At 53.2% G+C, this 17,134-nt stretch carries 30 protein-coding genes; all 30 read left to right on the forward strand.

Annotated elements, in window-relative coordinates; translation table 11 throughout:
* Positions 1–29: 29 nt before the first annotated feature.
* The 30 genes from fusA to rpsM all read left to right on the forward strand — a co-directional run bounded on the left by fusA (position 30) and on the right by rpsM (position 17,121).
* Positions 30–2,105: an elongation factor G gene (gene fusA, locus AC06G8_RS02915; protein WP_447665215.1), complete on the forward strand. Its 2,076-nt coding sequence runs from the start codon at positions 30–32 to the stop codon at positions 2,103–2,105.
* 97 nt (positions 2,106–2,202) lie between these two features.
* Positions 2,203–3,393 (forward strand): elongation factor Tu, encoded by a 1,191-nt coding sequence (gene tuf, locus AC06G8_RS02920; RefSeq protein ID WP_447665216.1) that lies wholly within the window; start codon positions 2,203–2,205, stop codon positions 3,391–3,393.
* Between the two features lie 505 nt (positions 3,394–3,898).
* Positions 3,899–4,207 carry a 30S ribosomal protein S10 gene (rpsJ, locus tag AC06G8_RS02925; RefSeq protein WP_017692074.1) on the forward strand — a complete coding sequence of 103 codons (309 nt, stop codon included), beginning with the start codon at positions 3,899–3,901 and terminating at the stop codon, positions 4,205–4,207.
* Between the two features lie 47 nt (positions 4,208–4,254).
* Positions 4,255–4,878, forward strand: a complete 624-nt coding sequence (gene rplC / locus AC06G8_RS02930) for a 50S ribosomal protein L3 (RefSeq protein WP_076360229.1) — start codon at positions 4,255–4,257, stop codon at positions 4,876–4,878.
* A gap of 30 nt (positions 4,879–4,908) precedes the next feature.
* Complete coding sequence (gene rplD / locus AC06G8_RS02935) at positions 4,909–5,532, forward strand: 50S ribosomal protein L4 (RefSeq protein WP_021878330.1); 624 nt, start codon at positions 4,909–4,911, stop codon at positions 5,530–5,532.
* A complete protein-coding gene (gene rplW, locus AC06G8_RS02940) occupies positions 5,532–5,822 on the forward strand; it encodes a 50S ribosomal protein L23 (RefSeq protein WP_021878329.1) in 291 nt (96 codons plus the stop codon). The genes rplD and rplW overlap by 1 nt, the downstream gene beginning before the upstream one ends.
* A gap of 26 nt (positions 5,823–5,848) precedes the next feature.
* Positions 5,849–6,679, forward strand: a complete 831-nt coding sequence (gene rplB / locus AC06G8_RS02945) for a 50S ribosomal protein L2 (protein ID WP_447665218.1) — start codon at positions 5,849–5,851, stop codon at positions 6,677–6,679.
* Between the two features lie 71 nt (positions 6,680–6,750).
* Positions 6,751–7,029: a 30S ribosomal protein S19 gene (gene rpsS / locus AC06G8_RS02950; protein WP_021878327.1), complete on the forward strand. Its 279-nt coding sequence runs from the start codon at positions 6,751–6,753 to the stop codon at positions 7,027–7,029.
* A gap of 49 nt (positions 7,030–7,078) precedes the next feature.
* Positions 7,079–7,414, forward strand: coding sequence for a 50S ribosomal protein L22 (gene rplV, locus AC06G8_RS02955; RefSeq protein WP_447665219.1), 336 nt, complete (start codon positions 7,079–7,081; stop codon positions 7,412–7,414).
* A gap of 13 nt (positions 7,415–7,427) precedes the next feature.
* Positions 7,428–8,093, forward strand: coding sequence for a 30S ribosomal protein S3 (gene rpsC, locus AC06G8_RS02960; protein WP_021878325.1), 666 nt, complete (start codon positions 7,428–7,430; stop codon positions 8,091–8,093).
* Between the two features lie 2 nt (positions 8,094–8,095).
* Positions 8,096–8,530, forward strand: a complete 435-nt coding sequence (gene rplP / locus AC06G8_RS02965; RefSeq protein ID WP_076360233.1) for a 50S ribosomal protein L16 — start codon at positions 8,096–8,098, stop codon at positions 8,528–8,530.
* On the forward strand, positions 8,520–8,720 hold the full coding sequence (gene rpmC, locus AC06G8_RS02970) for a 50S ribosomal protein L29 (protein ID WP_048743602.1): 201 nt from the start codon (positions 8,520–8,522) through the stop codon (positions 8,718–8,720). The genes rplP and rpmC overlap by 11 nt, the downstream gene beginning before the upstream one ends.
* A gap of 46 nt (positions 8,721–8,766) precedes the next feature.
* Positions 8,767–9,030, forward strand: coding sequence for a 30S ribosomal protein S17 (gene rpsQ / locus AC06G8_RS02975; protein WP_021878322.1), 264 nt, complete (start codon positions 8,767–8,769; stop codon positions 9,028–9,030).
* Between the two features lie 38 nt (positions 9,031–9,068).
* Positions 9,069–9,437: a 50S ribosomal protein L14 gene (gene rplN, locus AC06G8_RS02980; protein ID WP_048743599.1), complete on the forward strand. Its 369-nt coding sequence runs from the start codon at positions 9,069–9,071 to the stop codon at positions 9,435–9,437.
* Between the two features lie 49 nt (positions 9,438–9,486).
* Positions 9,487–9,840, forward strand: coding sequence for a 50S ribosomal protein L24 (rplX, locus tag AC06G8_RS02985; protein WP_021878320.1), 354 nt, complete (start codon positions 9,487–9,489; stop codon positions 9,838–9,840).
* Between the two features lie 31 nt (positions 9,841–9,871).
* Complete coding sequence (gene rplE, locus AC06G8_RS02990) at positions 9,872–10,414, forward strand: 50S ribosomal protein L5 (RefSeq protein ID WP_021878319.1); 543 nt, start codon at positions 9,872–9,874, stop codon at positions 10,412–10,414.
* 27 nt (positions 10,415–10,441) lie between these two features.
* Positions 10,442–10,627 carry a type Z 30S ribosomal protein S14 gene (locus AC06G8_RS02995; protein WP_010348808.1) on the forward strand — a complete coding sequence of 62 codons (186 nt, stop codon included), beginning with the start codon at positions 10,442–10,444 and terminating at the stop codon, positions 10,625–10,627.
* Between the two features lie 31 nt (positions 10,628–10,658).
* On the forward strand, positions 10,659–11,057 hold the full coding sequence (rpsH, locus tag AC06G8_RS03000; RefSeq protein WP_447665220.1) for a 30S ribosomal protein S8: 399 nt from the start codon (positions 10,659–10,661) through the stop codon (positions 11,055–11,057).
* A gap of 30 nt (positions 11,058–11,087) precedes the next feature.
* On the forward strand, positions 11,088–11,630 hold the full coding sequence (gene rplF / locus AC06G8_RS03005; RefSeq protein WP_049868848.1) for a 50S ribosomal protein L6: 543 nt from the start codon (positions 11,088–11,090) through the stop codon (positions 11,628–11,630).
* A 59-nt stretch (positions 11,631–11,689) separates the two neighbouring features.
* Positions 11,690–12,058 carry a 50S ribosomal protein L18 gene (gene rplR / locus AC06G8_RS03010; RefSeq protein WP_048743594.1) on the forward strand — a complete coding sequence of 123 codons (369 nt, stop codon included), beginning with the start codon at positions 11,690–11,692 and terminating at the stop codon, positions 12,056–12,058.
* Positions 12,059–12,078: 20 nt separating this feature from the next.
* Positions 12,079–12,579 (forward strand): 30S ribosomal protein S5, encoded by a 501-nt coding sequence (rpsE, locus tag AC06G8_RS03015; RefSeq protein WP_048743592.1) that lies wholly within the window; start codon positions 12,079–12,081, stop codon positions 12,577–12,579.
* Between the two features lie 13 nt (positions 12,580–12,592).
* Positions 12,593–12,772, forward strand: coding sequence for a 50S ribosomal protein L30 (gene rpmD, locus AC06G8_RS03020; protein ID WP_021878313.1), 180 nt, complete (start codon positions 12,593–12,595; stop codon positions 12,770–12,772).
* A gap of 58 nt (positions 12,773–12,830) precedes the next feature.
* Complete coding sequence (gene rplO / locus AC06G8_RS03025; protein WP_048743590.1) at positions 12,831–13,271, forward strand: 50S ribosomal protein L15; 441 nt, start codon at positions 12,831–12,833, stop codon at positions 13,269–13,271.
* Entirely contained in the window at positions 13,272–14,570 is a 1,299-nt protein-coding gene (secY, locus tag AC06G8_RS03030) for a preprotein translocase subunit SecY (protein ID WP_021878311.1), read from the forward strand.
* Positions 14,571–14,661: 91 nt separating this feature from the next.
* Positions 14,662–15,315 (forward strand): adenylate kinase, encoded by a 654-nt coding sequence (locus AC06G8_RS03035; RefSeq protein WP_447665221.1) that lies wholly within the window; start codon positions 14,662–14,664, stop codon positions 15,313–15,315.
* On the forward strand, positions 15,312–16,070 hold the full coding sequence (gene map / locus AC06G8_RS03040) for a type I methionyl aminopeptidase (RefSeq protein ID WP_021878309.1): 759 nt from the start codon (positions 15,312–15,314) through the stop codon (positions 16,068–16,070). Before AC06G8_RS03035 ends, map begins: the two co-directional genes overlap by 4 nt.
* Before the next feature lie 7 nt (positions 16,071–16,077).
* On the forward strand, positions 16,078–16,383 hold the full coding sequence (locus AC06G8_RS03045) for a hypothetical protein (RefSeq protein WP_447665222.1): 306 nt from the start codon (positions 16,078–16,080) through the stop codon (positions 16,381–16,383).
* Positions 16,361–16,576 (forward strand): translation initiation factor IF-1, encoded by a 216-nt coding sequence (gene infA / locus AC06G8_RS03050; RefSeq protein ID WP_125663939.1) that lies wholly within the window; start codon positions 16,361–16,363, stop codon positions 16,574–16,576. Before AC06G8_RS03045 ends, infA begins: the two co-directional genes overlap by 23 nt.
* Before the next feature lie 44 nt (positions 16,577–16,620).
* Entirely contained in the window at positions 16,621–16,734 is a 114-nt protein-coding gene (rpmJ, locus tag AC06G8_RS03055) for a 50S ribosomal protein L36 (RefSeq protein WP_021296640.1), read from the forward strand.
* Positions 16,735–16,752: 18 nt separating this feature from the next.
* Complete coding sequence (rpsM, locus tag AC06G8_RS03060) at positions 16,753–17,121, forward strand: 30S ribosomal protein S13 (protein WP_048743584.1); 369 nt, start codon at positions 16,753–16,755, stop codon at positions 17,119–17,121.
* Positions 17,122–17,134 lie beyond the last annotated feature (13 nt).

The raw sequence follows: 17,134 nt of genomic DNA on the forward strand, positions 1-17,134 counted from the left end.
AGCAGTACAATTTGAAGGGAGACATTCCAATGGCAAGAGAGTTCTCCTTGGCAAATACGCGTAACATCGGGATTATGGCGCATATCGATGCGGGTAAAACCACCACGACCGAACGGATCCTGTTCTACACAGGCCGTACCCACAAAATCGGCGAAGTGCACGAAGGTGCAGCGACGATGGACTGGATGGAACAAGAGCAGGAGCGCGGCATCACGATCACGTCTGCCGCGACGACCGCTCAGTGGAAGGGCAACCGCATCAATATCATCGACACCCCGGGACACGTTGACTTCACCGTTGAAGTTGAACGTTCCCTGCGCGTATTGGACGGGGCAGTTGGTGTTTTCAGTGCAAAGGAAGGCGTAGAGCCTCAGTCCGAAACCGTATGGCGCCAGGCTGACCGCTACAACGTTCCGCGGATTGCTTACATCAACAAAATGGACATCATCGGCGCTGACTTCCTGAATGTCATCAAAGACATGCGCGATCGTCTGCAAGCCAATGCTGTTGCGATTCAACTGCCGATCGGCGCCGAGAATGATTTTGTCGGCGTAATCGATCTCGTTGAACGTGTTGCCTACAAATACAAAGACGACCTCGGGAAAGATCCTGAGCAAGTCGAAATTCCTGCCGAGCTGGCTGACCAAGCCGAAGAGCTCCGCGCAGAACTGGTCGAGAAAGTAGCCGAGCTGGACGAAGAACTCATGATGAAGTATCTGGAAGGCGAAGAAATCACCATTCCAGAACTCAAAGCAGCGCTCCGCCAAGGCGTCATTGAAGTGAAGATCTTCCCGGTCATCGCTGGCTCCTCGTACCGCAACAAAGGCGTGCAAATGATGCTGGATGCAGTCGTTGACTATCTGCCGGCTCCAATCGACGTTCCTGCTATCAAGGGTACCCTTGAGGATGGTACGGAGACGACCCGCGAATCTTCCGACGAAGCGCCGTTCTCGGCTCTCGCATTCAAAATCATGACGGATCCTTTCGTCGGCAAGCTGACCTTCTTCCGCGTTTACTCCGGCGTACTGAACTCCGGTTCTTACGTTGTCAACGCAACGAAGGGCAAGCGTGAACGGGTCGGACGTATTCTTCAAATGCATGCGAACAGCCGTCAAGAGATCAGCTCGGTATACTCCGGCGATATCGCCGCTGCAGTAGGCCTCAAGGATACGACGACTGGCGATACGCTGTGTGATGAGAAGAATCCGGTCATCCTCGAATCCATGAACTTCCCTGAGCCGGTTATCCAACTCGCGGTTGAGCCTAAGACCAAGGCTGACCAAGACAAGATGGGTATCGCTCTGCAGAAGCTCTCGGAAGAGGATCCGACGTTCCGTGCTCATACGGACGAAGAAACGGGACAGACGATCATCGCAGGCATGGGTGAGCTTCACCTTGAAATCCTCGTTGACCGCATGCTCCGTGAATTCAAAGTAGAGACGAACGTTGGTAAACCGCAAGTAGCTTACCGTGAGACCTTCCGTCAAGCGGCTAAGGTCGAAGGCAAGTTCGTTCGCCAATCCGGCGGTCGCGGTCAATTCGGCCACGTGTGGATCGAGTTCGAACCACTCGAGCCGGGCAGCGGTTTCGTCTTCGAGAACAAAGTCGTCGGTGGCGTGGTACCTCGTGAATTCATCGGCCCAACTCAAGCGGGTATTGAAGAGTCCATGAAGAATGGTGTCATTGCCGGCTTCCCGCTGGTCGACATCAAAGCTACGATCGTCGACGGATCCTATCATGACGTCGACTCCTCGGAGATGGCGTTCAAGATCGCAGGCTCCATGGCCCTCAAGGCTGCGAAAGACAAGTGTAAACCTGTCATTCTCGAGCCGATCATGAAGGTCGAAGTCACGATCCCAGAAGAGTACATGGGCGACGTCATGGGCATGCTGAACTCCCGTCGCGGACGCATCGAAGGCATGGATTCGCGCGCAGGCGCGCAAATCGTTCGTGCCAAGGTGCCTCTCGCCGAGATGTTCGGATATTCCACGACCCTTCGCTCCGGTACCCAAGGTCGCGGCGTGTTCTCCATGGAACTCTCCCACTACGAAGAAGTTCCGAAATCGATCCAAGAAGAGATTGTTTCCAAGAGCAAATCGGAGTAATCTCTATATAGGTTCGCTGTGACAGGCGAAGAACCGCTTGCGGTGTTCGTCTGTCACCTAACATAAACTTTCCTGACCTTAAGGAGGATTAAGTTCAATGGCAAAAGCTAAATTTGAACGTAATAAACCGCACGTTAACATCGGTACGATCGGTCACGTCGACCATGGTAAAACGACGCTGACGGCTGCCATCACGACTGTTCTTTCCAAAAAATACGGCGGTGTAGCTACGGCTTTCGACCAAATCGACAAAGCTCCAGAAGAGCGCGAGCGCGGTATCACGATCTCCACGGCTCACGTTGAGTACGAAACGCCTAACCGTCACTATGCACACGTTGACTGCCCAGGCCACGCCGACTATGTTAAAAACATGATCACCGGCGCAGCTCAAATGGACGGCGCGATCCTGGTTGTATCCGCAGCTGACGGCCCTATGCCGCAAACGCGCGAGCACATCCTGCTCTCCCGCCAAGTAGGCGTGCCTTACATCGTCGTATTCCTGAACAAATGCGACATGGTTGAAGACGAAGAGCTCCTCGAGCTGGTTGAGATGGAAGTTCGCGACCTTCTTAACGAGTATGAGTTCCCAGGCGACGACACTCCAATCATCCGCGGCGCTGCTCGTGAAGCTCTGCAAAACCCAGAAGGTCCTTGGGCTGAAAAAATCATCGAGCTCTTCGAGCAAGTTGATACGTACATCCCGACTCCTGAGCGCGACACGGCTAAGCCTTTCCTTATGCCTGTCGAGGACGTGTTCACGATCACGGGCCGTGGTACGGTTGCAACTGGCCGTATCGACCGTGGCGTAGTCAAAGTCTCCGATGAAGTTGAAATCATCGGTCTGGCTGAAGAATCCCGCAAATCCGTCGTTACGGGCGTGGAAATGTTCCGCAAGCTGATGGACTCCGCTCAAGCGGGCGACAACATCGGCGCACTGCTTCGCGGTGTTGACCGTAAAGACATCGAGCGTGGACAAGTTCTGGCTAAACCGGGTTCGGTTAAGCCGCACACGAACTTCACGGCTCAAATCTACGTCCTGACTAAAGAAGAGGGCGGACGTCACAAGCCTTTCTTCACAGGCTACCGTCCACAGTTCTACTTCCGTACAACGGACGTAACGGGCATCATCAACCTGCCTGAAGGTACGGAAATGGTTATGCCTGGCGACAACATCACGGTTACCGTTGAACTGATCGCTCCAATCGCTATCGAAGAAGGAACTCGCTTCTCGATCCGCGAAGGCGGCCGTACGGTAGGCGCTGGCGCCGTAGCAACCATCCAAAAATAATGATCCTGCAGCATTAGCTGCGGATCGGACAAGCCCCCGCTTCGGCGGGGGCTTTTTTTGTTTTCCATCTTATTTCTATAATCTATCCAGCGCTTAGGTTTGGTGTTTAACGGGAAGTGGAATGGGGTGGATGAGCGTCTCTCACCTATATGACCATAGAAGGCATGTTGATTACGCATCTCTATTTATATAGAAGGAACTCAATCGAATCTCTCTATTGCAGGTAGGAATCCAATCATCCGACATCTCGTATCCGTGCTAAGCCTTCATCGAAAAAAACGGCCTATAGAAGGCTTTTCAGAGCAAAAGAAGGAAACATAAGCGCAAGCCTATTTACATGTTGCATTAGCATGTGTGACGTGATAAAATATTGTCTGTTGGTCTGTGACGTTGCGATGATGCGGGAGGTTGCTGACACACCCGGCTCCTTTGCCATGGAGCATGTGTAAGGAGTTCACGCGGAGTATGTCCGATACTAAATTGGGCGATAGAAGGAGGGACTTATATGGCAAAGCAAAAGATTCGTATTCGCTTGAAAGCATACGATCACCGCATTCTTGATCAGTCTGCAGAGAAAATCGTTGAAACTGCAAAACGTTCCGGGGCAGGCGTTTCCGGTCCGATTCCGCTTCCGACGGAAAAGCAAATCATCACCATTCTCCGTGCAGTACACAAGTACAAGGATTCGCGCGAGCAATTCGAACAGCGTACGCATAAGCGTCTGATCGATATTGTGAACCCGACTCCGCAAACGGTCGATGCTCTGATGCGCCTGGACCTGCCGTCCGGTGTAGATATCGAAATCAAACTGTAAGTTATCCACAAGCGCAAGCTAAAGTGAGAACGAAATGAGGTGTCAACATGAAGGGTATCTTAGGTAAAAAGCTCGGAATGACGCAAGTGTTCACAGCTGAAGGTAATGTCGTGCCAGTCACGGTTATCGAAGCCGGCCCATGCGTCGTCCTGCAAAAGAAAGACCAAGAAAATGATGGCTACGAAGCTGTTCAGCTCGGTTTCTCTGACAAAAAAGAGAAAAACGCCAACAAGCCGCAAGTCGGCCATGCCAAAAAAGCCAATACGGCTCCTAAGCGCTACGTTCGTGAGATTCGTGGCATCAGCCTGGGCGAATACGAAGTTGGCCAAGAAATCAAAGCTGACCTGTTCGTTGAAGGCGAGTTCGTTGACGTGACGGGCGTATCCAAAGGCAAAGGCTTCCAAGGCGTTATCAAACGCTGGGGACAAAGCCGCGGCCCTATGGCGCACGGTTCGCGTTACCACCGCGGTCCTGGTTCGATGGGTTCCATCCAAGCGAACCGCGTACCGAAAGGCAAGCGCCTTCCGGGACATATGGGCCATGAGACGATTACGATTCAGAAGCTTGAAGTCGTACGCGTCGATGCTGAACGCAACGTACTGCTCGTTAAAGGCTCCATTCCGGGTCCTAAAAACAGCTTCGTTAAAATCAAACAAACGGTGAAGAAATAACTCGCCGCCTGAAGAAAGGAGGAACAAGCTATGCCTAAAGTAGATGTGGTAAATGTGAGCGGCGCAAAAGTCGGCGACATCGAGCTCTCCGAGCATGTCTTCGGCATCGAGCCTAACACTCACGTACTGCATAGCGCAGTTCTGCTGCAACAAGCAGCCGAGCGCGCTGGCACGCACAAAACCAAAGGACGCTCCGAAGTTCGCGGCGGTGGCCGCAAGCCTTGGAAGCAAAAAGGAACCGGACGCGCGCGTCAAGGCTCCATCCGCTCCCCGCAATGGGTTGGCGGCGGTACGGTATTCGGACCGACTCCGCGCAGCTACAGCTTCAAGCTGCCACGCAAAGTTCGTCGTCTGGCTATTCGTTCGGCACTGTCTTCCAAAGTCATCGCTAGCGAGCTGATCGTTCTCGATCAACTGAGCTTCGCTGCTCCGAAGACCAAGGAATTCCAAGCCGTTCTGAACAACCTCAAAGTAGGCCGCAAAGCGCTCGTCGTAACGGCTGAATTCGAGAACAACGTGGCTCTGTCCGCCCGCAACATTCCTGGTGTGAAGTTCGTCGCAGCCTCGGGCATCAATGTTCTGGATGTGCTGTCGCATGACCAACTCATCATCACCAAGGATGCGGTCGAGAAAGTACAGGAGGTGCTTGCGTAATGAAAGATCCACGCGATATTATCAAGCGCCCGGTTATCACGGAACAGACAACTGAGCTCATGGGCGCAAAACGCTATGTGTTCGAAGTTGACATCCGTGCCAACAAAACGGAAATTAAAGCTGCCATCGAGCAGATCTTCAGCGTTAAAGTGACGAACGTGAACACGCTTCGCGTGCCAGCCAAGCCTAAGCGCTACGGCCGTCATTCCGGATACACGTCCGAGTGGAAGAAAGCCTTCGTTCAACTGAGCGAAGACAGCAAAGAGCTGGAATTCTTCGAGTCGGTCTAACCTGACAAGATAAGGAGGGAAACAAAGTGCCTATCAAGAAGTACAAACCGACTTCCCCGGCTCGTCGCCACATGTCGGTCTCGACATTCGAAGAGATCACAACAAACGTACCGGAGAAATCGCTCCTGGCGCCGCTTTTCAAAAAAGCCGGACGCAACAACCAGGGTAAAATCACGGTTCGTCATCACGGCGGCGGGCACAAGCGCAAATACCGCATCATCGACTTCAAGCGGACCAAAGACGGCATCGAAGGCCGCGTAGCGACGATCGAATACGATCCGAACCGCACTTCGAACATCGCTCTGATCAACTATGTCGATGGCGAGAAGCGCTACATCATCGCGCCTAAAGGCCTTAAAGTCGGCGATCCGATCGTTTCCGGTCCATCCGCAGACATCAAAGTGGGCAACGCGCTTCCACTGGAAAACATTCCAGTCGGTACGCTTATCCACAACATCGAGCTGAAGCCTGGCAAAGGTGGACAACTTGTTCGCGCAGCCGGCACGGAAGCTCAACTTCTCGGTAAAGAGGAAACCTACGTGGTTATCCGTCTCAGCTCCGGCGAAGTGCGCCGCATCCTGAAAACTTGCCGTGCAACGATCGGTTCTGTCGGCAACGAGGATCACGAGCTCGTGAAAATCGGTAAAGCCGGCCGTTCCCGTTGGCTGGGCAAGCGTCCTGAAGTTCGCGGCGTTGTCATGAACCCTAACGATCACCCGCACGGTGGTGGTGAAGGCCGCGCTCCAATCGGACGCAAGTCGCCTATGTCTCCATGGGGCAAACCAACCCTTGGTGCCAAAACGCGCAAGAAGAAGAAAGCATCGAGCCAATATATTATTCGTCGCCGTACGAAATAATAACCGCTTGAGCGATTGTGCGTGACGTAAGTACGTCACGCTAACGCTTCGAGGAAGGGAGGAGCAGATCCATGGGTCGTAGTTTGAAAAAAGGTCCTTTCATCGACGGGTACCTGCTGAAGAAAGTTGAAGAACTGAATGCAGCGAACAAGAAAACGGTGATCAAAACCTGGTCCCGCCGTTCCACCATCTTCCCGCAATTCATCGGACACACGCTGGCTGTTTATGACGGCCGCAAGCACGTGCCGGTATACGTGACGGAAGACATGGTTGGACACAAGTTCGGTGAATTCGCGCCGACTCGTACCTACAAAGGTCACGACGACGACAAAAAAACGGGCAGACGTTAAGTTGCGTTGCCCTTTCCATACCATCGCTGTTTGAGAGGAGGTACCTGTCATGGCAGAAGCTAAAGCACATGCTAACCAAGTGCGCATTGCACCCCGCAAAGCTCAGCTCGTTATCGACCTGATCCGCGGCAAGCAAGTTGGCGAAGCGATCGCAATTCTGCGCCACACTCCGCGCGCCGCATCCCCGATCGTGGAAAAACTTCTGAACTCTGCAATTGCGAACGCCGAGCATAACTACCAGCTCGACGTGAACAAACTGGTCGTATCCCAGGTATTCGTTAACCAAGGGCCGACTATGAAACGGTTTATGCCGCGCGCTATGGGCCGCGCAAGCCGTATCAACAAACGCACCAGCCACATCACGCTGGTCGTATCTGAAAAATAAGGAGGGATAACGAGTGGGTCAAAAGGTAAATCCGGTTGGTCTTCGCATCGGGGTCATCCGGGATTGGGAATCCAAATGGTACGCCGGTAAAGATTTCGGCGATCTTCTGATGGAAGACGTTCGAGTTCGCGAATTCCTCAAAGGCAAGCTGAAAGACGCTGCTGTGTCCCGCATCGAGATCGAGCGCGCATCCAACCGCGTGAACGTCACGATCAACACCGCGAAGCCAGGCATGGTAATCGGCAAGGGCGGTTCCGAAGTTGAAAACCTTCGCAACGAACTGACTCGCCTGACGAACGGCAAAAAAGTACACATCAACATCTCCGAAATCAAACAAGCCGATCTGGACGCAACGCTCGTTGCCGAAAGCATCGCACAACAGCTTGAGCGCCGGACTTCGTTCCGCCGCGCGATGAAGCAAGCTCTGCAGCGCTCGATGCGCGCAGGCGCAAAAGGAATCAAAACTTCTGTCAGCGGTCGTCTCGGCGGCGCCGAGATCGCTCGTCAAGAAGGATACAGCGAAGGAACCGTGCCGCTTCATACGCTGCGCGCCGATATCGACTACGGCACAGCTGAAGCACATACGACTTACGGCCGCATCGGCGTAAAAGTATGGATCTACCGCGGTGAAATCCTTCCTGTGAAGAAGAAAGCAGCCGTCCAGGAAGGAGGCAACTAATCATGTTGGTACCTAAACGCGTCAAACACCGCAAAGAACAACGCGGACATATGAAAGGCCGCGCTAAAGGCGGCACGGAAGTTCACTTCGGTGAATTCGGCCTTCAAGCGCTTGAGCCTGGTTGGGTCACGAACCGTCAGATCGAATCCGCTCGTATCGCCATGACCCGTTACATCAAACGTGGCGGTAAAGTATGGATCAAGATCTTCCCTTCCAAGCCAATCACCCAAAAGCCTCTCGAGGTCCGGATGGGTAGCGGTAAAGGTAACGTGGAGAAATGGGTTGCCGTCGTTAAACCAGGCAAAGTGATGTTCGAACTTGCCGGCGTATCCGAGGAAATCGCACGCGAAGCATTGCGCCTTGCGGCCCACAAGCTCCCGGTTAAAACGAAGTTTGTGAAACGCGAAGAAGTGGGTGGTGAAGCAAATGAAAGCTAATGAATTCCGCAACCTGACCACTGACGAGCTGAACCAAAAGGTTGCCGGCTTTAAAGAAGAGCTGTTCAACCTCCGCTTCCAACTGGCTACCGGCCAATTGGATAATCCGACCCGCATCAGCGCGGTACGGAAAGAAATCGCACGTGCCAAAACGGTACTGCGCCAAAGAGAACTGGGAATCAGCAGCTAATTCAGTCCTGTGCCTGAACGGCCCAGCCTGAGGAAGGAGGAAGAACATGAGCGAACGCAACAACCGCAAAGTTCAGATTGGCAAAGTGGTCAGCGACAAAATGGATAAAACGATCGTGGTGGCTGTAGAAACCTACAAAAAACATGATCTGTACCATAAACGCATCAAATACACGAAGAAATTCAAAGCCCATGATGAAAACAACACTGCGAAAATCGGTGATACGGTTAAAATCATGGAAACTCGTCCGCTGTCGAAAGACAAGCGTTGGAGACTGGTTCAAGTCGTCGAAGAAGCCGTTGTACTTTAAGACGATTCGGCCATCATGACTGAAAGGAGGACATTTCAATGATTCAACCTTTTACACGCCTTGCGGTTGCTGACAACTCTGGCGCAAAGGAACTGATGTGTATCCGCGTTCTGGGTGGTACGGGACGTCGCGTAGGACACATCGGCGATCTGATCGTCTGCTCTGTCAAACAAGCAACACCCGGTGGCGTTGTCAAAAAAGGCGATGTAGTCAAAGCGGTCATCGTGCGCACGAAGCGTACAGTTCGCCGTAAGGACGGTTCCTACATCGCATTCGACGAGAATGCAGCAGTCATCGTGAAGGAAGACAAGAGCCCGCGCGGTACCCGTATCTTCGGACCAGTTGCCCGTGAGCTTCGTGAGAAAGACTTCATGAAGATCGTATCGCTTGCACCGGAAGTTATCTAATTAACGCCCTGGCGGCGTGATTGAAGTCAAGGAGCAGGAGGTGTAACACATGCCAAAGGTTAAAAAAGTTCTGGAATCCCACAACAACAAGCTGCACGTGAAGAAAGACGATACCGTTATCGTCATCACGGGCAAGGATAAAGGCAAAAAAGGCCGCGTCATCGCAGCTTACCCTCGTGAGAACCGTGTCCTGATCGAAGGCGTTAACATGGTGAAGAAGCATACGCGTCCTTCCCAAGCGAACCCACAGGGCGGCATCCTCGAGCAGGAAGCTCCGATCCACGTTTCCAACGTGATGCACGTAGATCCGAAGAGCGGCAAAGTAACGCGCATCGGCTACAAAGTGCTTGATAACGGCAAAAAAGTCCGCGTAGCTAAACGCTCCGGCGAAGTTATCGACTAATTACTCTTTACGGAAAGGAGGACCCTTTACCATGGCAGCAAGAATGAAAGATCGTTTTCTGAATGAAATCACTCCTGCTCTTATGCAGAAGTTCAGCTACCAGACGGTGATGCAAGTGCCGAAGATCGAAAAGGTCGTCATCAACATGGGCGTAGGCGAAGCTGTTGCCAACTCCAAAGTGCTTGACGTCGCTGTCGAAGATCTCCGCCTCATCTCCGGTCAAAAACCGGTAATCACGCGTGCGAAGAAGTCCATCGCCGGCTTCAAGCTTCGTGAAAATATGCCGATCGGGGTTAAAGTTACACTGCGCGGCGACCGCATGTACTACTTCCTCGACAAGCTGTTCAACGTTGCCCTGCCTCGCGTACGCGACTTCCGCGGCGTATCGACCAAAGCTTTCGACGGTCGCGGTAACTACACCCTTGGCCTTAAAGAGCAGCTGATCTTCCCGGAGATCGAATACGATAAAGTCGATAAAGTCCGCGGTATGGACGTCGTTATCGTAACGACGGCTCAATCGGACGAAGAATCTCGTGAGCTGCTGACCCAACTGGGAATGCCGTTCGCGAAGTAATCGCGAATCAGGAGGTGTAATACCAAAGTGGCAAAAACTTCGATGAAAGTTAAGCAGCAACGCGCTCCGAAGTTCAAAGTCCGCGCCTACACTCGTTGCGAGCGTTGCGGACGTCCGCACTCGGTTCTGCAAAAGTTTAAAATTTGCCGGATTTGTTTCCGTGAATTAGCATACAAAGGCCAGATCCCTGGCGTCAAAAAAGCCAGCTGGTAATCAGCTTTAGTCGGGAAGGAGGTACACAAGAATGGTTATGTCTGATCCGATCGCAGATATGCTTACCCGTATCCGCAACGCGAATCTTGTTCGTCATGAAACCGTTGAAATGCCCGCTTCGAAAATCAAGAAGCAAATCGCTGATATTCTCAAGCGCGAGGGCTTCATTCGTGACGCTGAATATATCGAGGACAGCAAGCAAGGGATGATCCGTATTTTCCTGAAATACGGCTCCAGCAACGAGCGTGTCATTACTGGTCTGAAACGTATCAGTAAGCCTGGCCTGCGCGTTTACACGAAATCCAACGAGGTTCCGCGCGTACTCGGCGGTCTCGGAATCGCGATTATCTCCACATCCAAGGGAGTTATGACCGACAAAGAAGCACGTCAAGGCAAAGCTGGCGGCGAAGTCGTCTGCTACGTCTGGTAATAAATCGCCACAACGATAGGAGGTGCAACAATGTCCCGTATTGGTCGCAAACCGATTACCGTCCCTAGCGGCGTGAATGTTTCCCTGGACGAAACGGTGATCACGGTAAAAGGACCGAAAGGTTCCCTTAGCCGTCCGGTTCACAAAGATATCAAAGTCAACTTGGAAGAAGGCACGATCCTCGTAGAACGTCCTTCCGACAACAAGCTGCACCGCTCCCTGCACGGCACGACCCGCAGCATCATCGCGAACATGGTCAGCGGTGTAACGGATGGATTCTCCAAGAATCTTGAGCTGGTAGGCGTTGGTTACCGCGCTAGCAAATCCGGTGAGAAAGTCGTCCTCAACGTCGGCTACTCCCACCCGGTTGAAATCGTGCCTGCTGACGGCATCGAGTTCGAAGTGATCGGCAACAACAAAATCACGGTCCGCGGCATCGACAAAGAGCTTGTCGGCGCAACGGCTGCGAAAATCCGCTCCGTACGCGAGCCAGAGCCATACAAAGGCAAAGGCATCAAGTACGAAGGCGAGCGCATTATCCGCAAAGAAGGCAAAGCCGGTAAGAAAAAATAAGCATAAGGCTATGCTTATTGGTATAGAGGTTCATCTATTCAAGAAGGGAGGATCCCTCAATGATCACCAAAGGCGACAAAAACAAAGCCCGTCTGAAACGCCACCTGCGCGTGCGCAAGAAAATCAACGGCACTGTAGCGCGTCCTCGGCTTTCCGTCTACCGCTCCTCCAAGCACATCTACGCTCAGCTGATCGACGATGTGGCTGGAGTAACGATCGCATCCGCATCTACGCTGGACAAAGAGCTTGCTGAGAAAGTGAACAACGGCGGCAACGTCGAATCCGCTAAACTCGTAGGCGAACTGATCGCGAAGCGTGCGAAGGATAAAGGCCATGAGAGCGTCGTATTCGACCGTGGAGGCTACCTGTACCATGGACGGATTCAAGCACTGGCTGATGCAGCCCGTGAAGCGGGTCTCCAATTCTAACTAAAAGGAGGTAAATCGACTTGCGTATTGATGCAAATGCGTTGGGTGAACTGACCGAAAAGGTTGTCCACATCAACCGCGTAGCAAAAGTAGTTAAAGGCGGACGCCGCTTCAGCTTCAGCGCCCTGGTTGTTGTCGGAGACGGCAAAGGACATGTAGGCGCTGGTATCGGCAAAGCAGCTGAAGTACCTGAAGCCATTCGCAAAGGTATTGAGGATGCCAAGAAAAACCTGATCTCTGTTCCGCTCGTGAACACGACGATCCCGCACTTGGTGCTCGGCCACTTCGGCGCTGGTGAAGTTCTGCTTAAACCAGCATCCCAAGGTACCGGCGTTATCGCCGGCGGCCCTGTGCGTGCAGTACTGGAACTGGCAGGTGTCGGCGACATCCTGACCAAATCCCTCGGTTCTTCCAACTCCATGAACATGGTTAACGCAACGCTCGAAGGCCTTTCCCGCCTGAAACGCGCTGAAGATGTTGCCAAGCTTCGCGGAAAAACTGTCGAAGAGCTCTTGGGTTAAGGAGGGGAACACGATGGCTAAATTGCAAGTAACCCTCGTCCGCAGTCTGATCGGCCGCAACGAGAAGCAGCGCGCAACGGTCGCTTCGCTCGGTCTTCGCAAAATTCGCCAGACGGTTGTCCTTAACGACAGCCCCGCTATCCGCGGCATGGTGACTACGGTTAACCACCTGGTTAAAGTAGAAGAAGTATAAGAGCGAGCAAATCGCTATCCATAGACTTTCAAAGAGCAACAAGGAGGTGCAACGAACGATGAAATTGCATGATCTTAAACCAGCTGAAGGTTCCCGCAAGAGCCCGTTCCGTAAAGGACGCGGTATCGGTAGCGGCAACGGCAAAACGGCGGGCAAAGGCCATAAAGGTCAAAACGCCCGTTCCGGCGGCGGTGTCCGTCCTGGATTCGAGGGCGGTCAAAACCCGCTGTATCGTCGTCTGCCTAAGCGTGGTTTCAACAATCCATTCCGCAAAGAGTACGCGATTGTCAACATCGAAGAGTTGAATGTATTTGAAGCTGGCTCCGAAGTAACTCCTGAAGTTCTCGTTGAGAAGGGCATCATCAAAAACCCTCTCGCAGGAATCAAGATTCTCGGCAATGGCGAAGTAACGGTTCAACTTACGGTTAAAGCAAGCAAGTTCTCTCAATCTGCGGTAGAGAAGATCCAGGCTGCCGGCGGTCAAACCGAGGTGATCTAATTGTTCAAGACGGTTTCAAACATTTGGAAAGTGGAAGACCTTCGCAAGAGGATCCTCTTTACCCTTTTCATTTTGCTTGTATACCGCATCGGTTCCTTCATTCCGGTGCCCAACATCGACAAGAGCGTCTTCACAAGCAATAACCAAGGTTCGGATCTGTTCGGTTTGCTGAACACGTTCACGGGCGGCGCGCTCTTCAAATTCTCGATCTTCGCGATCGGAATCATGCCTTACATCACGGCATCGATCATCGTGCAGCTGCTTTCCATGGATGTCATTCCGCGCTTCGCGGAATGGGCCAAGGAAGGCGAGAACGGCAAACGGAAACTGGCGCAGATTACGCGCTATGGTACCATTGTGTTGGGTCTTGTTCAGGGCTTTGCCACGGCAGTAGGCTTCAATCGTCTCACTAACATGGAACTGGTTCAAAATCCGGGCTTCGCTACCTATGCGATGATCGCCGTCATCCTGACGGCCGGTACAGCCTTCCTCATGTGGTTGGGCGAGCAGATTACGGAGCGCGGCATCGGCAACGGCATCTCGGTAATTATCTTCGCGGGTATTATCGCGGCCATGCCGGGCCACATCGGGAAGATCTATACGACTTACTTCGTAGATCAGCCTGGTGAAGTATTCATGGGCGTGCTGAAGGTTCTGGCCATTCTGATTGTGGTTCTGGCCGTGCTCGTCGGCGTCATCTTCGTCCAACAGGGCATCCGCAAGATTCCTGTCCAATACGCCAAGCGTGTTGTCGGACGCAAGATGTACGGCGGACAATCGACGCATATTCCGCTGAAGGTCAATGGCGCAGGGGTTATCCCGGTCATCTTCGCGGTATCGCTGCTGATGTTCCCATCGACGATCGCTCAGTTCTGGTCCGGCCACAGCTGGGCTCAATGGATCATCAACCACCTGAGCTACGACAAGGCGCTCGGCATGGTGATCTATGTTATACTGATTATCGGCTTCACCTTCTTCTACACCTTCGTGCAGATCAACCCTGTACAGATGGCGGATCAAATGAAGAAGAACGGCGGCTATATCCCAGGCGTTCGCCCGGGCAAACCGACCTCGACCTACATTACGCGCGTCATGTCCCGCATAACCCTCTTCGGAGCTCTGTTCCTGGCGGTTATCTCGCTGATGCCGATACTGTTCGGATCCTTGGCCGGCTTGGATCGTTCGATTCAGCTTGGCGGTACTTCGCTGCTGATCGTCATCGGCGTCGCTCTCGACACGATGAAGCAGATCGAAACCCAATTGATCAAGCGTCACTACAAAGGGTTTATCAATAAATAACACTGGGCTTCGAACGGGCGGCTTGCTGGCTCCAGCTGGAGGTAGTGGTCAGCCCGCGCGTGCCTATTGTGCTTAAAGCGAGGAAGACAGGATGAACATTCTTTTCATGGGTCCTCCGGGGGCCGGCAAAGGCACCCAGGCCGAGAGAATCGTAGAAAAGTTCAACGTTCCTCACATCTCCACCGGCGATGCGTTCCGGCTGGCGATGAAGCAGGGCACTCCGCTTGGCCAGAAGGCGAAAGAATTCGTGGATCAAGGTCTTCTTGTCCCGGATGAAATCACCAACGGGATCGTGCGGGAACGCCTGCTGCTGGCTGATTGCGAGAGAGGCTTCCTGCTGGACGGCTTCCCGCGCACTCTTCAGCAAGCTGCAGCGCTTGACGCCATGCTGGCAGAAATGGAACGCGGCATCGATCATGTAGTCAACCTGCATGTCGATCGCGGTCTGTTGCTGGCCAGGCTGACGGGACGCCGCATCTGCAAAACCTGCGGCACCACTTATCACGTGATGTTCAACCCTCCCAAGGTTGAAGGCATCTGCGACAAGGATGGCGGAGAGCTTTACCAGCGTTCGGACGACACCGAGGAGAAGGTCGGTACACGCCTCGACGAGTACATCTCGAAGACGGCTCCTCTTCTGGAATACTACGGCGGCAAAGGCTTGCTGCGCGAAGTGGACGGAGAGAAGGAAATTGACCAAGTAACGGCCGAGATCGTTGCCGCTCTGCGGGGTTCGAACGAATGATAATCTGCAAGTCTGAAGCCGAACTGCGATTCATGAGAGAGGCGGGACGCATAGTAGCCGAGACACACCGTCTTATGGCTGCTTCTGTGCGGGCGGGCATTACGACCCGCGAGCTGGATGATATCGCCGATCGCTACATTCGCAGTCAAGGCGCTATTCCGTCGTTTAAAGGCTACAATCAATTCCCTGGCAGCATTTGCGCTTCTGTCAACGAAGAACTGGTGCACGGCATCCCTGGATCCCGCAAGCTGAACGAAGGCGATATCATCACGCTTGATATCGGCGCTCAGTACGAGGGCTACCACGGGGATTCGGCTTGGACCTATCCGGTAGGGACGGTTACGGATGAAGTCTCCCGACTGCTGGAGGTCACCGAACGTTCGCTGTTCGCCGGGCTTGAACAGGTCAAACCGGATGTTCGGCTGTATACGGTCTCGCACGCCATCCAGAAAGCGGTGGAAGACGAGGGCTTCTCCATCGTTCGCGAATATGTAGGTCACGGAATCGGCCAGGATCTTCACGAAGAGCCGCAGATTCCGAACTACGGCATTCCGGACCGGGGCCCGAGGCTGAAACCAGGCATGGTGCTGGCCATCGAGCCGATGGTGAACATCGGGGAGCGTTATGTCCGCACACTGACGGACAATTGGACGGTTGTAACGGTTGACGGCTCCTGGTGCGCTCATTTCGAGCACACGGTTGCAGTCACGGAGAACGGCTGCGAGATTTTGACGAAGCTGCCGGATTCGGAGTAAGAGGAACTTGGATCCGCTGGCTCAGATCGGCCGTCTTGTCAAAGTGCTTCGAGGCAAGGACGAGGGCAGCTGCGCCATCATCATCGGATTGATCGACGACCGGTTCGTCTTGATCGCCGATGGAGACGCACGGCGCTTCGACTCGCCGAAGAAGAAGAACGTGCAGCATCTTCAGTTACTGCCGGCTCTCAGCAGCGAAGTTTCGGACAGCATGTCCGAGACGGGCCGGGTGACCAATGCCAAGCTTAGATTCGTTATACAGAAGTACGCTGATCGAAAGGAGAATGAGGATGGCCAAGGAAGACGTCATTGAAGTCGAAGGAACGGTTCTTGAACCGCTGCCTAACGCCATGTTCAAGGTTGAGCTGGAGAACGGTCACCAGATTCTCGCTCATGTATCCGGCAAGCTCAGAATGCACTTTATCCGTATTCTGACCGGAGACAAAGTGGTTATCCAGTTGTCGCCTTACGATTTATCCAGAGGACGCATTACCTATCGGAAATAGGACCGCGGGGTTCTATGGAAGAAGGAATCGGGAGGTAATTACCAATGAAGGTCAGACCTTCGGTTAAGCCTATTTGCGAGAAATGCAAAGTCATTCGCCGCAAAGGCAACGTTATGGTCATTTGCGAAAATCCGAAACACAAACAAAGACAAGGTTAAGAAAGGAGGACACTGCCCATGGCACGTATAGCTGGTGTGGATTTGCCGCGCGACAAGCGCGTTGAGATTGCTCTCCAGTACATCTTCGGCATCGGTCAAACGACCGCTAAGAGGATCCTGGCTGAAACTGGCGTCAGCGCAAGCACGCGCGTTCGCGACCTCACGGAAGACGAAGTAAGCAAGCTGCGCGAAGTAATCGACAAGTCTGTTAAAGTAGAAGGCGATCTCCGCCGTGAGATTTCCCTCAACATCAAACGTCTTGTTGAAATCGGATGCTACCGTGGTATCCGCCACCGCCGCGGTCTGCCGGTTCGCGGACAACGCACGAAGACCAACGCTCGTACGCGTAAAGGTCCTCGTCGGACTGTAGCGAACAAGAAGAAATAAGGGGGGATAAAGA

This window comes from Paenibacillus sp. SJS-P3 (genome assembly GCF_056711585.1).

Bases quoted from the DNA above. Each gene is read 5' to 3' on its own strand.
- fusA (WP_447665215.1), top strand. From the start codon at position 30: ATGGCAAGAGAGTTCTCCTTGGCAAATACGCGTAACATCGGGATTATG.
- tuf (WP_447665216.1), top strand. From the start codon at position 2,203: ATGGCAAAAGCTAAATTTGAACGTAATAAACCGCACGTTAACATCGGT.
- rpsJ (WP_017692074.1), top strand. From the start codon at position 3,899: ATGGCAAAGCAAAAGATTCGTATTCGCTTGAAAGCATACGATCACCGC.
- rplC (WP_076360229.1), top strand. From the start codon at position 4,255: ATGAAGGGTATCTTAGGTAAAAAGCTCGGAATGACGCAAGTGTTCACA.
- rplD (WP_021878330.1), top strand. From the start codon at position 4,909: ATGCCTAAAGTAGATGTGGTAAATGTGAGCGGCGCAAAAGTCGGCGAC.
- rplW (WP_021878329.1), top strand. From the start codon at position 5,532: ATGAAAGATCCACGCGATATTATCAAGCGCCCGGTTATCACGGAACAG.
- rpsS (WP_021878327.1), top strand. From the start codon at position 6,751: ATGGGTCGTAGTTTGAAAAAAGGTCCTTTCATCGACGGGTACCTGCTG.
- rplV (WP_447665219.1), top strand. From the start codon at position 7,079: ATGGCAGAAGCTAAAGCACATGCTAACCAAGTGCGCATTGCACCCCGC.
- rplP (WP_076360233.1), top strand. From the start codon at position 8,096: ATGTTGGTACCTAAACGCGTCAAACACCGCAAAGAACAACGCGGACAT.
- rpmC (WP_048743602.1), top strand. From the start codon at position 8,520: ATGAAAGCTAATGAATTCCGCAACCTGACCACTGACGAGCTGAACCAA.
- rpsQ (WP_021878322.1), top strand. From the start codon at position 8,767: ATGAGCGAACGCAACAACCGCAAAGTTCAGATTGGCAAAGTGGTCAGC.
- rplN (WP_048743599.1), top strand. From the start codon at position 9,069: ATGATTCAACCTTTTACACGCCTTGCGGTTGCTGACAACTCTGGCGCA.
- rplX (WP_021878320.1), top strand. From the start codon at position 9,487: ATGCCAAAGGTTAAAAAAGTTCTGGAATCCCACAACAACAAGCTGCAC.
- rplE (WP_021878319.1), top strand. From the start codon at position 9,872: ATGGCAGCAAGAATGAAAGATCGTTTTCTGAATGAAATCACTCCTGCT.
- rpsH (WP_447665220.1), top strand. From the start codon at position 10,659: ATGGTTATGTCTGATCCGATCGCAGATATGCTTACCCGTATCCGCAAC.
- rplF (WP_049868848.1), top strand. From the start codon at position 11,088: ATGTCCCGTATTGGTCGCAAACCGATTACCGTCCCTAGCGGCGTGAAT.
- rplR (WP_048743594.1), top strand. From the start codon at position 11,690: ATGATCACCAAAGGCGACAAAAACAAAGCCCGTCTGAAACGCCACCTG.
- rpmD (WP_021878313.1), top strand. From the start codon at position 12,593: ATGGCTAAATTGCAAGTAACCCTCGTCCGCAGTCTGATCGGCCGCAAC.
- rplO (WP_048743590.1), top strand. From the start codon at position 12,831: ATGAAATTGCATGATCTTAAACCAGCTGAAGGTTCCCGCAAGAGCCCG.
- AC06G8_RS03035 (WP_447665221.1), top strand. From the start codon at position 14,662: ATGAACATTCTTTTCATGGGTCCTCCGGGGGCCGGCAAAGGCACCCAG.
- map (WP_021878309.1), top strand. From the start codon at position 15,312: ATGATAATCTGCAAGTCTGAAGCCGAACTGCGATTCATGAGAGAGGCG.
- infA (WP_125663939.1), top strand. From the start codon at position 16,361: ATGGCCAAGGAAGACGTCATTGAAGTCGAAGGAACGGTTCTTGAACCG.
- rpmJ (WP_021296640.1), top strand. From the start codon at position 16,621: ATGAAGGTCAGACCTTCGGTTAAGCCTATTTGCGAGAAATGCAAAGTC.
- rpsM (WP_048743584.1), top strand. From the start codon at position 16,753: ATGGCACGTATAGCTGGTGTGGATTTGCCGCGCGACAAGCGCGTTGAG.